The sequence below is a fragment of the Actinorectispora metalli genome, from assembly GCF_056323685.1.
Genome location: NZ_JBREYE010000001.1, coordinates 1,935,452 through 1,947,983, shown reverse-complemented (window position 1 = coordinate 1,947,983; position 12,532 = coordinate 1,935,452). Strand labels below are relative to the sequence as shown.

Here is a 12,532-nt window from a genome sequence, read left to right as displayed (position 1 = left end):
AACAGGGGAATTCGGTGCTGCTCGCCATCGACGTCGGGAACACCAACATCGTGCTGGGCCTGTACACCGGGCGTGGCGACGACGCGAAGTTGGTCAGCGACTGGCGGATGCGCACCGACCCCCGGATGACCGCCGATGAGCTGGCGCTGACCGTCCGCGGGCTGCTCGGTGAGCACGTAGACGGGGTCACCGGCATCTCGGCGCTGTCCACGGTGCCAGCGGTGCTGCGGGAGCTCAAGAGCATGCTGGTGCGGTACTGGGCGGACGTGCCCAGGGTGGTGGTGGAGCCCGGCGTCCGCACCGGGGTGCCGCTGCTGATCGACAATCCCAAGGAGGCAGGCGCCGACCGCGTGATCAACGCGCTGGCCGCGCACCACCTCTACAGCACCAACTGCGTCGTGGTCGACTTCGGCACCTCCACCAACATCGACGTGGTCTCGGCCAAGGGCGAGCTGCTCGGCGCCGCGCTGGCGCCAGGGGTGGAGATCTCGCTGGACGCGTTGGCGGCCAGGGCGGCCCAGCTGGTGAAGGTCCAGCTGGTGCGGCCCCGCTCGGCGATCGGCAAGAACACCGTGGAGTCCCTGCAGTCCGGCATCCTGTTCGGCTTCGCGGGCCAGGTGGACGGCCTGGTCCGGCGGATCAGCGGCGAGCTGGAGGCAAGCCACCCCGGCCCCATCACGGTGCTGGCCACCGGCGGGTTGGCGCCGCTGATCGTGCCCGAGTCGGAGACGATCTCGCACCACGTTCCGGATTTGACCCTGCTCGGCCTGCGGCTGGTGTTCGAGCGCAACTCGCGCTGAAAGACGTCTCAGTCCCGCAGTAGGCCGCGTTCCACCAAGGTCACCATCGGCCAGTGGAAATGGCTGTCCGCGTTCTCCTGGTGCGTGCTCAGGAAGGCACGCAGCCGGTCCAGCAATGCGCTGCGCTGCGGTTCCGGGGTGGCCAACGTGCTGGAATGCGTTCGAATGACGTCGAGCAGACTGTCCACGGTGTGCCGCTGCGGGTTGGGAAAGACCTGGCGCTCCCACTCGGGGAAGTTCTCGCCCGCGGGCAGTGGATTGTCCGCCAGCAGGTTCGAGTAGCCAACGGACCGGTACAGGGCGCTGAATTCGGCCACCCAGGGCGTTCGGTCGTCGTCGGTGTTCCACAGCGCGGCCAACACGCCGCCAGGACTGAGCACTCGCGCGATCTCCGCCAGCGCCTTGTCTTTGTGGAACCAGTGGAATGCCTGCGCCACGAGGACCGCGTCCACCCGCCCGTCGGGCAGCGGAATGGCCTCGGCGCTGCCCGCCAAAGCCGCCGCACCGGTCACCCGGCGCACGAATTCCGCCCGCATTCGCTCGTCCGGTTCCACCGCGATCACATTGCAGTCCAGGCGGAGCAACACCTCGGTGAGTTTTCCGGTGCCCGCTCCCAGATCCAGTACCCGGAGGTTCCTGCGCCCCGCCACCGGGGCCAGCGCCCACTTAACCGCGGAATCGGGATAACCGGGACGGCGGTCTGCATATTCAGTCGCGATGCTGCCGAACGAACGGGAACGCCGGGCGAAGGCCTCCTCGCCGTTCTCAGTCACGTCATCGGCTTGGTTCGTATCGCGCACCACGCGGGCCTCGCATCCCTCGTCGGGAGTAGTGGGAAGCACGATGATTGTCACTCACTTCCAGTCGCAGGCATTGTGTGGGTGCGTCCGCACAAACGGCGGAGCGCGGCGTGGACGCCTTGGCCTACTTGCTCCTCGGAGCTCTCACCAGGCGACAACGTGGGGGATGAATCCGTTTCGTCTTGGTCGGAGCGGCTTGACCTGCTGGTGGCCGGTCGCAGTCGGGTGGTTACCGCGTGAATCGTTCCGACCTGCCCACTTTTGGAAAACCTGTGGTCTCAAAGGCCTGTGCCTGCCGCACAAGAATGTCGGTGCAGGGACCTTATGTGTGTTTACCGGCGGTCAGTCCCGCCGCGGGGTGATGCTTCCCACGTCGGTGAACCCGCGGCCGGTGGGCGGCCCGCCCCGCTTGTGAGCAGCGGAAAGGCCGATTGTTCTGTGTGGACGCCGGGTCGGGGGCAACCGGCTGCCGCCCATATAGTGGATCTGTCGCGCGCCTGCCGGTGCTTTTTACAACCCCCCGACTGGGGGAAGAAGTCCGGTGATCGGCACGAGGGATAAGGTAGCGGACAAGACCATTTCGAGACGGGCTACCCGGGTGTCCACGGGCCTGGCCAGGAGTTGAAGGGAGGACCGCGAGAACCTCTACCAGGGATGTCATTTGTCCGCGATATCCTCGTCACCGCCACGCCCACTAAGCCAGACCGTCGCTCTGACCTGGGCTTTGCCGAAAAACTGAGCTATAGGCCCGCTATTGCGGCACGGGGTGTCAACTCGGCCATCGGGTGCATGCGCTACAAGCGCAGGCGCACACCGATGTCCACTTCCGCGATGACCACCATGTGGACAAACGGCCGACTCGGCACTGTTGTGAATGCGGCTCTTGAGCCGTTCGTGACTTGCAATCGAGCCGCACCCCCTCTTCGGAGTAGAACGTTCAGAATGACGTCTTGGACACGACGGGGTCGCAGGATCTGCTAAATCCAGTTCTTATGCGCTAATGTGCGCAACGTAGGCTTCAGCCAGGTGCCGGTGGGCTACTTACTCTTGCCTGCTCGCAACGGGCGATTTCAGAAGGGACAACACGCATGGCAGAGAAGGTCATCCGGACCCTCGTCGATGACCTCGACGGGTCCGAAGCTGAGGAAACCGTCGAGTTCGCGGTCGACGGGGTGACCTACCAGATCGACCTTTCCTCAAACAACGCGGAGAAGCTGCGCAACTCGCTTGCCGACTTTGTTGAGGCCGCTCGCCGTACCGGCGGTCGTCGTCGTTTGGCAGGTCGTTCTGGTGGTGGCCGTCCGGCTCGCCCGGCTGCTGCGGATAGGGAGCAGAACCAGGCAATCCGCGACTGGGCGCGTAAGCGTGGGATGAAGGTGTCGGATCGTGGTCGTATCCCCGCCGAGGTTCTGGACGCTTACCACGCCAGCGGCGAGGCGTAGGTCGCGAACCGCTGACCAATACCTCAGGCGCTCCACCCGCGTAGACCAAGTGGGTGGGGCGCCTTGTGTTTGTGCCCGCGACAGCCTCAGGCCGGTTGTGGCGAACGGATATATGCCAACTCTGTCCGGTGGTCGAACAACGGACAATGTTTATGTCGAAGTTGCCTGATTTGGCAATTCTCGTGTTCAGCCGGTTATCGGTTGCCGTTCCCGCCCCGCCCGCACGCCTTGGTTAGGTTGCCCTAATCTTCGAGCAGCGACAGGCGACGGGCTGAGGGGGAACGTGACCGACACGGCGAAGGCCCGAGCACGCAGCAGAATCGGCTGGTTCGGCCTGCTGCTGATGGCCCTGCTGGTGGCGTCCTTCGCCAGCATCGCCTTCGGCGCCAAGTCGATGCCGCCCACCGCGGTGTGGGACGCGGTCACCGGCTCCGGGCTCACCGAGGACGATGTGGTGATCCGAACCCTGCGGGTGCCCAGGACGCTGCTCGGCATCGCCGCCGGGATCGCCCTCGGCGTCGCGGGCGCGTTGATGCAGGGCCACACCCGAAACCCGCTCGCCGATCCCGGACTGCTCGGCGTCACCTATGGCGCCGCCTTCGCCGTGGTCCTCGGCATCTTCGTCTTCGGCATCGGCAGCTTCTACGGCTACGTGTGGTTCGGCTTCCTCGGCGCCCTGCTGGCGGGCGCACTGGTTTTCGCGCTCGGCTTCATCGGCAGCGCGGGCCCGACCCCCGTCGCGCTGGCGCTGGCGGGCGCCGCGCTGAGTTATCTGTTGCACGCCTTGACTTCCGGGCTGGTGCTGCTGGATCAGCAGAGCCTGGAGATCTACCGGTTCTGGAAGGTCGGGGCGATCGCGGGACGGGACCCCGCGCTGATCGGCCAGCTGGTGCCGTTCGTAGTCGCCGGGCTGGTGCTGGCGCTGCTCAACGGCCCCGGTCTCAACGCGCTGTCGCTGGGTGAGGACGTCGCCCGCTCGCTGGGCCAGCGGGTGCTGCTCACCAGGCTGACCGGGCTGGCCGCGGTGACGCTGCTGACCGGCGCGATGGTGGCGGCCTGCGGTCCGCTGGGCTTCATCGGGCTCGCCGTGCCGCATGTGGCCAGGGCCATCACCGGTCCGGACTACCGCTGGGTGCTGCCGTTCTCCGGGCTGCTCGGCGCGATCTTCATGCTGGTCGCCGACGTCATCGGCAGGTTCGTGGCCCGGCCGGGCGAACTCCAGGTCGGCATCATGCTGGCGATCATCGGCGCCCCGTTCTTCGTGGTGCTGGTGCGGCGCAGGAAGTTGGTGCGGCTGTGACCACGGTGAAGGCCGTCCGCGTCGGCGGCATCTCCTTCCGACTGCGTCCCCGGTCCGCGCTGGTCTGCGGGATCGGCCTGGCCGCGATGCTGCTGACGATGGCGGTCAACGTCGGACTCGGCGAGTTCCCGGTGCCCCCCGCCGATGTGCTGCGGGCGCTGTTCACCTCCACCGACCAGGCGACGGAGTTCATCGTCGTGCAGCTTCGGCTGCCGAGGTCGCTGACCGCCGTACTGGTGGGCGCCGCACTCGGCGTCTCGGGTGCGATCACCCAGACGATCGCCCGCAACCCGCTGGCCAGCCCCGACATCCTCGGCGTGACCTGGGGCGGTGCGGCGGCTGCCGTCTCGGTGGTGGTTCTCGGCGGTTCCGCGGGCGGAGTCGGCGGCCTGTTGGCCGAGGTCGGCGTCCCCGTCGCGGGCCTGCTGGGTGCCCTGGTGGCGGCCGCCGCCGTGTACGCCATCGCCTGGCGCGGCGGCATCGACGGCTACCGGCTGGTGCTGGTGGGTGTCGGTGCGTCGCTGCTGCTGGCCAACCTCACCTACTGGCTGCTCAGCGCGGGCAACGTGACCGACGCGGGCCGCGCCATGGTGTGGCTGGCGGGCAGCCTCAACGGCCGCGGTTGGGAACACGTGGTGCCGTTGGCGATCGCACTCGGCCTGCTGCTGCCGGTCGCCGTCGCGTGCGGGCACCTGCTCGGCGCGCTGCACTTCGACGACGACACCGTGCGCGGCCTCGGCGTGCGGCTGGAGGGCAGTCGGCTGGTGCTGCTCGGCGCCGCGGTGGCACTGGCGGGCATCGCGACCGCCGCCGCGGGCCCGGTGGCCTTCGTCGCACTGGCCGTCCCGCAGATCGCGCTGCGGCTCACCGGGGCCGCCCATCCGCCGCTGTTCGCCTCCGCGGTGCTCGGCGCGCTGCTGACGGTGGGCGCGGACCTGATGGCCAGGACCGCGTTCGGCGCCTTCGAGATGCCGGTCGGCATCGTCACTGCGGTGCTGGGAGCGCCCTACCTTATTTATCTGTTGGCGCGTCGCAACCGAACGGTGACGGCCTAGCCCCGCGCGGCGCGCGGGCAGCCATCGCAGGGCGCCTGGTCGGCGAGCGCGTAGTGGTAGCAGCAGCTTTGCCTGCTGCGGGCCCATTCGGGCCGCCCGTCGGCGCCGACGGTGCGGAACAGGGTGGACGCCGAGGTGAACGGCGGCAGCGCGGCGGGCAGCAGCATCGCGGCATCGGCGACGGCGGCGCCCTCGTCGCCGCAGATCCGCCCGGCCTGCCACATCGCGCTGTCCAGCGCGTCGGTGGCCGCCGCCCACAGGGTGCGGGGGCCGAACCGGCAGGTGGGGCCGAAGGCCCGGACGAAGTGCGCGGCGTGGCCCGCGAACCGGGCGCGTAGCAGCGCGGCCAGCGCGGCCTCGTCGGCGACGACAGTGCTTCCCGGCGTGCCCGCGGCCGGGTCGTCGGGCAGGCAGGCGAACTCGGCGGCCAGCACGGCGATGGCGACCGGGTGCGGACGGTCCTCGCCCAGCCGGAACGCCAGGTCCTCGGGCCGAAGGGAGATCACCCTGCGTTCGGTGTGGAACAGCAGGCTGCCGACGAACGCGGGCACCGCGAGGTACCAGGACAGGACGTACCCGGCCGTGGTCCGCTCGGGCACGGGGCATCGGTAGGCCGCGGTCAGCCAGTCGGCCAGGTGCCCGCGCCACTCGTCGAAGCGCACCGGGGCGGCCAGCAGGCCCGCGCAGCGGTACCAGCCGGACTGCGCGGAGTCGGGCAGGCCCGCGGTCAGTTCGGTGTACGGGCTCATGGCTGCCGCGCGCTCGATCGACTCGGTGAGCGGGGCGCTGAGCAGGGCGGCCGGAGAGGACGTCATCGAGGGCCGCCAGCGGTGCGTGTCTCTGGTGGCAAGGCGTTCTCCTCACGGCCTGTTCTGGATCGATCCTATATGACATAGGTCAGCCTTGCCTAACCTCTTGCAGGACGTGAAATATGTAGCGGTGATCACTGGTTCGGGTGGGGTGGCGGGCTATGTTCGCGGTGAGCGGACAAGCAGGTCGCCGGGGAATCCTGCTGGCTGTACCGCCGTTATCGGATTAGTCCATACGCTGTTGGGACACCGAGCGGCGAGCGTGACCTGAGAGCGACCGTGCGGACGACTACAGTGGTCTCACGGTGCCGCGCTCGTCGACAGCACGTGTTGACGTCGATGTCGTGAACGTTCCCGTCAAGATCGTCTAACGGCACGAAGAACCGCCGGCGCAGCAGTCAGGGAGTGCGAATGTTCGAAAGGTTCACAGACCGCGCGAGGCGGGTGGTGGTCCTGGCCCAGGAAGAGGCCAGGATGCTCAACCACAACTACATCGGCACCGAACACATCCTCTTGGGTCTGATCCACGAGGGTGAAGGTGTCGCCGCGAAGGCGCTGGAATCGCTGGGCATCGCTCTTGAAGGCGTGCGCCAGCAGGTCGAGGAGATCATCGGCCAGGGCCAGCAGGCGCCGAGCGGGCACATCCCGTTCACGCCGCGGGCCAAGAAGGTGCTCGAGCTGTCGCTGCGCGAGGCGCTGCAGCTCGGTCACAACTACATCGGCACCGAGCACATCCTGCTGGGCCTGATCCGCGAGGGTGAGGGTGTCGCGGCGCAGGTGCTGGTGAAGCTGGGCGCCGACCTGAACCGGGTGCGTCAGCAGGTGCTGCAGCTGCTGTCGGGTTACCAGGGCAAGGAGCCCGCCGAGGCCGGTGGCCGGGGTGAGGGCACGCCGTCCTCCTCGCTGGTGCTGGACCAGTTCGGCCGGAACCTGACCGCCAGCGCGCGTGAGGGCAAGCTTGACCCGGTGATCGGGCGCTCGAAGGAGATCGAGCGGGTCATGCAGGTGCTGTCCCGCCGGACCAAGAACAACCCCGTGCTCATCGGCGAGCCCGGCGTCGGCAAGACCGCCGTGGTCGAGGGCCTGGCGCAGATGGTGGTCAAGGGCGAGGTGCCCGAGACGCTGAAGGACAAGCAGCTCTACACCCTCGACCTGGGTTCGCTGGTCGCCGGTTCCCGCTACCGGGGTGACTTCGAAGAGCGCCTGAAGAAGGTGCTCAAGGAGATCCGCACCCGCGGCGACATCATCCTGTTCATCGACGAGCTGCACACGCTGGTCGGTGCGGGTGCCGCCGAGGGCGCGATCGACGCCGCCAGCATCCTCAAGCCGATGCTGGCCCGCGGTGAGCTGCAGACCATCGGTGCGACCACGCTCGACGAGTACCGCAAGCATGTGGAGAAGGACCCCGCGCTGGAGCGCCGGTTCCAGCCGATCCAGGTGGGTGAGCCCTCGCTGGAGCACACCATCGAGATCCTCAAGGGCCTGCGGGACCGCTACGAGGCGCACCACCGCGTCTCCATCACCGACTCGGCGCTGGTGGCCGCGGCCACCCTGGCCGACCGGTACATCAACGACCGGTTCCTGCCGGACAAGGCCATCGACCTCATCGACGAGGCCGGTGCCAGGATGCGCATCCGCCGGATGACCGCCCCGCCGGACCTGCGCGAGTTCGACGAGAAGATCGCCGACGTGCGCCGGGAGAAGGAATCGGCCATCGACGCGCAGGACTTCGAGCGTGCCGCCAGGCTGCGGGACGAGGAGAAGACCCTGCTCAACCAGAAGGCCGAGCGGGAGAAGCAGTGGAAGGCGGGCGACCTGGACGTGGTCGCCGAGGTCGACGACGAGCAGATCGCCGAGGTGCTGGCGAACTGGACCGGTATCCCGGTGTTCAAGCTCACCGAGGAGGAGACCACCCGTCTGCTCCGCATGGAGGACGAGCTGCACAAGCGGATCATCGGCCAGGAGGACGCCGTCAAGGCGGTCTCGCAGGCCATCCGCCGCACCCGCGCGGGTCTGAAGGACCCCAAGCGCCCGTCCGGCTCGTTCATCTTCGCCGGTCCGTCCGGTGTGGGTAAGACCGAGCTGTCCAAGGCGCTGGCGAACTTCCTGTTCGGCGAGGACGACGCGCTCATCCAGATCGACATGGGCGAGTTCCACGACCGCTACACAGCATCGCGGCTCTTCGGTGCCCCTCCCGGGTACGTGGGCTACGAGGAGGGCGGCCAGCTCACCGAGAAGGTGCGCCGCAAGCCGTTCTCCGTGGTGCTGTTCGACGAGATCGAGAAGGCGCACCAGGAGGTCTACAACACCCTCCTGCAGGTGCTGGAGGACGGCCGCCTGACCGATGGCCAGGGCCGCACGGTGGACTTCAAGAACACCGTGATCATCTTCACCTCGAACCTCGGTACGCAGGACATCTCCAAGGCGGTGGGCCTGGGCTTCACCACCGGCGCGGATTCCGGCTCCAACTACGAGCGGATGAAGAACAAGGTCAACGACGAGCTGAAGAAGCACTTCCGGCCGGAGTTCCTCAACCGTATCGACGACATCATCGTGTTCCACCAGCTCACCGAGCCGCAGATCATCGAGATGGTCGACCTGATGATCGGGCGGGTGGAGACTCAGCTGCGGAACAAGGACATGTCGCTGGAGTTGACCGACGTGGCCAAGAAGCTGTTGGCCAAGCGGGGCTTCGACCCCGTGCTGGGTGCCCGGCCGCTGCGCCGCACCATCCAGCGCGAGATCGAGGACCAGCTCTCCGAGAAGATCCTCTTCGGCGAGTTGCAGCCGGGCCACATCATCATCGGCGATGTGGAGGGCTGGAACGGCGAGGGCCCGGAGGACAAGGCGCGGTTCACCTTCCGCGGCGAGCCCAAGCCCGCCAGGGTGCCCGACACCCCACCGGTCGAGGTCGCCGCCGGACCGGCGACCGGTGAGGGTGACAACGGCGCCGAGCGCGACGCAGGCTGATCACCGCAAGACCGACAGTGGCCCCCGTGGACTTCCCACGGGGGCCACTGCGTGTTTGGGCATAGCCGAGCGACCATATTCGATTGACCCGAAGGTCACCCAGGTCTACCTTGAACGTTGACCCGTGACCACATTTCAAATCCAGTCACGAGTCGGGAGAAGCGGAACGCATGGACAACGAAACGAGGTCGGAGCGGTCGGCCAGGGCCGAGCGCATCCTCGATGCCACCGAGCAGCTGGTGCTCCGGTGGGGCTACAAGCGCACCACCATCGAGGACGTGGCCAGGGAAGCGGGCGTCGGCAAGGGCACCATCTACCTGCACTACAAGACCCGGACGCAGCTTTTCCAGGCCGCTCTGATGCGGGAGTCCCTGCGGTACCTCAACGAGTTGCTCGACTGGATGCGGCAGGACCCGCGCAACGTCCTGCTGCACCGACTGCTCAGGCACGCCTTCGTGATCACCATGGAGCGACCGCTCACGAAGGCGATGTTCACCGGCGACCTGGACATGCTCGGTTCGCTGGTGAAGGAACCGGAGGGCGTCAAAGTGCAGGAGATGAAGCTGGCCGCCACCCGGCAGCAGTTCGGTCTGCTGCGCGACCACGGGCTGCTGCTCACGGAGCAGGACGTGGACACCCAGTTCTACACATTGGCCTGCATCACCACCGGGTTCTACCTGACCCACCCGGGGATAGTGCCCACTTTCGACATCCCGATCGAGCAGAAGGCCGAATGCCTGGCCACGGTCATCCGCGCCACGTTCGAGCCGCCGGACGCCGAGCGGAACCCGGCGGTGGCCGAGGTGGCGCCGAAGATCATCGCGTTGTTCTCGGATTTCGGTGCGCAGCTGGCGGAGTTGCTGCGCGAGTAGCCGCCCCCTGAGCTGGGGGGCTTGAACAGAGGGGGATTCCATGACCGAAGCGACCACCACGTCCATGCCGCGGTCGATGACCGACGGGGGTGCCACGCTCATCGCCTGGCTGGAGCAGCTGAAGGACAAGCCGCTGAGCTACGACGAGAAGGCGCGGAGCTGGCATGTCGTCGGTTACGACGACATCATGCGGGTGCTGACCAACCCCACCGTGTACTCGTCGGACTTCCAAGAGTTCATCCCGCCCATGCCGGGCCGGGACCGGTTCTTCAAGGGCAACTTCGTCAACAAGGACGACCCCGAGCACCGCAAGCTGCGCAAGCTGGTGGGCCAGGCGTTCACCCCGCGCATGATCGCCGGGCTGGAGCCGCGCATCCGGGAGATCGCCACCGAACTGCTGGACGACCTCGCGGGCCGCGAGCGGTTCGACCTGGTGACGGACTTCGCCTATCCGCTGCCGGTGATCGTCATCGCCGAGATGATCGGCGTCCCGATCGAGGACCGCGACAGGTTCCGCGAGTGGGCGGACGCGCTGCTGGACGTCGAGCAGCCGGAGGACCTCACCGACACCGCGGCCATCGACGCCATGGAGCCGGTATTCCACGAGATGGCCGATTACCTGCTGGAGCAGATCGCGCTCAAGCGCGCCAATCCGCAGGACGACCTGATCAGCAGGCTGTGCACGGTCGAGGCGGACGGCGAGCGGCTCTCCGATGATGAGATGGTGGGCTTCGCGGCGCTGCTGCTGCTCGCAGGCCACATCACCACCACGGCCATGCTGGGCAACACCGTGCTGTGCCTCCAGGAGAACCCCGAGGCCGCGGCCGAGCTTCGGGCCGATCCCTCGCTGGTGCCCGCTGCCGTGGAGGAGGTGCTGCGCCTCCGCAGCCCGTTCCCGCGGCTGGCCAGGATTCCGCTGGAGGACACCGAACTGGCCGGGCAGGCGATCAAGAAGGGGGACATCGTCACGCTGTGGCTGGCCGCGGCCAACCGCGACGACCGGCACTTCCCCGAGCCGGACCGGTTCGATCCCCACCGCACCGGCAAGCAGATCGCTTTCGGTCACGGCATCCATATCTGCATCGGAGCGCCGCTGGCCAGGCTGGAGGCGAAGGTGGCGGTGCCGCTGCTGCTGGAGCGCTACGCCGACATCGTCGTTGACGACTCGGCGGTGCGCTACTACGACTCGCTCGGCATCACCAGCGCGAAGAGCCTGCCCCTCCAGGTCAAGGCCGCCTGAGCGGGTCTGACTCGGTGCGCTGAGCCGGGATATCGGGTCCGGGCCGGAGATCCACGGGGTCTCCGGCCCCCAGGCCACGCACCATCGGAGTGAGCGGGTGCGCGTCCGCGGCCCCGTGCAGGGCAGCCAGCGCGAAGTCCTTCAGCGTCAACACGTTTCGATGCTAGGCAGCCAACGTCCAGCGATCCTGGAGACAGCCTGGAGACAACCCGGTCGGGTTAGCACGATGGCCGGCTCGGGTGGTGTCCAGAGCGGTGGAGGCAGCGAGAGGCCAGCCAGGACAACGCGGTGGGCGCGAAGAGTCGCGCGGCGCGGGCGGCGACGTCCGGTGATCCGGGAAGGCGGCAGCCCGGTCGGGTCAGCGTGGGGTAAGGAGTCCCAAGCCGGGCCGGGTGTTTAGTAGTCCGGGGAGGCTGGAGACAGCCGGTCGGATCAGCGCGGTGCCGGCTGGATCGGCGTTCGGCACTCCGCTGGGAGCCTGCTACTTCGCGGCGTCCGAAGAGGTGCTGAGCACCACCTCGAACTCCAGCAGGCTCGCCCCGGTGGACACCCGGTTGGCATTCCGCTCGCCCGCGTGTGCGTCGTGCGCACGGCCGTTCCGCCAGGCGTTGAAGTCCTCCTCGGTCTCCCACCGGGAGTAGACGAAGTACCGGTTCTCCCCGGCCACCGGCCGGAGCAGTTCGAAGCCGAGGAAGCCGGGGGAGTCCTTCAGCGCCTCGGCCCGAGCCGCGAACCGCTTCTCCAGCTCCGGGCCCGCGCCCTCGGGGACCTCGATCGCGTTGATCTTCACCACTGCCATGCCACCAGCCTACGTACCCGCGGCCGCGATCGCGGCGGTGTCCCAGTAGAAGGGATGCACCTCGGAGATCCGCCCGTCCGTCACGGTGATCGTCTGCAGGATCGGGAACTCCAACTCGGTGCCTTCCGCCCTGGTCCGAGCCCGGACCAGGGTCCACACCACGAGCGGGCTTCCGGTGGCCAGGAACCGCTGCTCGACCAACTCGAACGACTCCCAGGTCCGGCTCATCGCGAGGAAGAAGCGCTCCATGCCCTGATGCCCGCGCCAGGTTCCGCCGTAGGGCAGCCCATCGGCTTGGTGCAGCACGACATCGGGGGAGAAGTACGGCGCGAGCGTCGCGAAGTTCGCCCGGCCGGGTCCGCCCGCGGCGAGATAGCGAGCCTCCGCCGCGTACATCCCCGTCAGCACGTCGAAATCGTTCACAACCGGAGTCTCCCGCCGTGGG

Annotated in this window: 11 protein-coding genes; 7 read left to right on the top strand and 4 right to left on the bottom strand. The window is 67.9% G+C overall.

Annotated elements, in window-relative coordinates; all coding sequences use genetic code 11:
• Positions 1–14 precede the first annotated feature (14 nt).
• Positions 15–800 (top strand): type III pantothenate kinase, encoded by a 786-nt coding sequence (locus ACU6XJ_RS08950; RefSeq protein ID WP_476308436.1) that lies wholly within the window; start codon positions 15–17, stop codon positions 798–800.
• 8 nt (positions 801–808) lie between these two features.
• On the opposite strand, the gene ACU6XJ_RS08945 is transcribed toward ACU6XJ_RS08950, so the two are convergent.
• On the bottom strand, positions 809–1,573 hold the full coding sequence (locus tag ACU6XJ_RS08945) for a class I SAM-dependent methyltransferase (protein ID WP_476308434.1): 765 nt from the start codon (positions 1,571–1,573) through the stop codon (positions 809–811).
• Between the two features lie 1,115 nt (positions 1,574–2,688).
• Between ACU6XJ_RS08945 and ACU6XJ_RS08940 the strand changes: the two genes are divergently transcribed.
• The 3 genes from ACU6XJ_RS08940 to ACU6XJ_RS08930 all read left to right on the top strand — a co-directional run bounded on the left by ACU6XJ_RS08940 (position 2,689) and on the right by ACU6XJ_RS08930 (position 5,397).
• Complete coding sequence (locus ACU6XJ_RS08940) at positions 2,689–3,042, top strand: histone-like nucleoid-structuring protein Lsr2 (RefSeq protein WP_476308432.1); 354 nt, start codon at positions 2,689–2,691, stop codon at positions 3,040–3,042.
• Between the two features lie 283 nt (positions 3,043–3,325).
• Complete coding sequence (locus tag ACU6XJ_RS08935) at positions 3,326–4,342, top strand: FecCD family ABC transporter permease (RefSeq protein ID WP_476308430.1); 1,017 nt, start codon at positions 3,326–3,328, stop codon at positions 4,340–4,342.
• Positions 4,339–5,397 carry a FecCD family ABC transporter permease gene (locus tag ACU6XJ_RS08930; protein WP_476308428.1) on the top strand — a complete coding sequence of 353 codons (1,059 nt, stop codon included), beginning with the start codon at positions 4,339–4,341 and terminating at the stop codon, positions 5,395–5,397. Before ACU6XJ_RS08935 ends, ACU6XJ_RS08930 begins: the two co-directional genes overlap by 4 nt.
• On the opposite strand, the gene ACU6XJ_RS08925 is transcribed toward ACU6XJ_RS08930, so the two are convergent.
• The gene (locus ACU6XJ_RS08925) at positions 5,394–6,212 is read right to left on the bottom strand and encodes a (2Fe-2S)-binding protein (RefSeq protein WP_476308426.1); all 819 of its coding nucleotides are present in this window, start codon (positions 6,210–6,212) and stop codon (positions 5,394–5,396) included. The two genes, ACU6XJ_RS08930 and ACU6XJ_RS08925, sit on opposite strands and share 4 nt — an antisense overlap.
• A 405-nt stretch (positions 6,213–6,617) precedes the next feature.
• Between ACU6XJ_RS08925 and ACU6XJ_RS08920 the strand changes: the two genes are divergently transcribed.
• The 3 genes from ACU6XJ_RS08920 to ACU6XJ_RS08910 all read left to right on the top strand — a co-directional run bounded on the left by ACU6XJ_RS08920 (position 6,618) and on the right by ACU6XJ_RS08910 (position 11,288).
• A complete protein-coding gene (locus tag ACU6XJ_RS08920; protein ID WP_476308424.1) occupies positions 6,618–9,176 on the top strand; it encodes an ATP-dependent Clp protease ATP-binding subunit in 2,559 nt (852 codons plus the stop codon).
• 170 nt (positions 9,177–9,346) lie between these two features.
• Entirely contained in the window at positions 9,347–10,048 is a 702-nt protein-coding gene (locus tag ACU6XJ_RS08915; RefSeq protein ID WP_476308422.1) for a TetR/AcrR family transcriptional regulator, read from the top strand.
• Between the two features lie 40 nt (positions 10,049–10,088).
• Entirely contained in the window at positions 10,089–11,288 is a 1,200-nt protein-coding gene (locus ACU6XJ_RS08910; RefSeq protein WP_476308421.1) for a cytochrome P450, read from the top strand.
• A gap of 481 nt (positions 11,289–11,769) precedes the next feature.
• Here the strand turns inward: ACU6XJ_RS08910 and ACU6XJ_RS08905 are convergent, their stop codons facing one another.
• Both ACU6XJ_RS08905 and ACU6XJ_RS08900 read right to left on the bottom strand, forming a co-directional pair.
• Positions 11,770–12,087 carry an antibiotic biosynthesis monooxygenase family protein gene (locus ACU6XJ_RS08905; protein WP_476308419.1) on the bottom strand — a complete coding sequence of 106 codons (318 nt, stop codon included), beginning with the start codon at positions 12,085–12,087 and terminating at the stop codon, positions 11,770–11,772.
• A 9-nt stretch (positions 12,088–12,096) separates the two neighbouring features.
• Positions 12,097–12,510 carry a nuclear transport factor 2 family protein gene (locus ACU6XJ_RS08900; protein WP_476308417.1) on the bottom strand — a complete coding sequence of 138 codons (414 nt, stop codon included), beginning with the start codon at positions 12,508–12,510 and terminating at the stop codon, positions 12,097–12,099.
• Positions 12,511–12,532 lie beyond the last annotated feature (22 nt).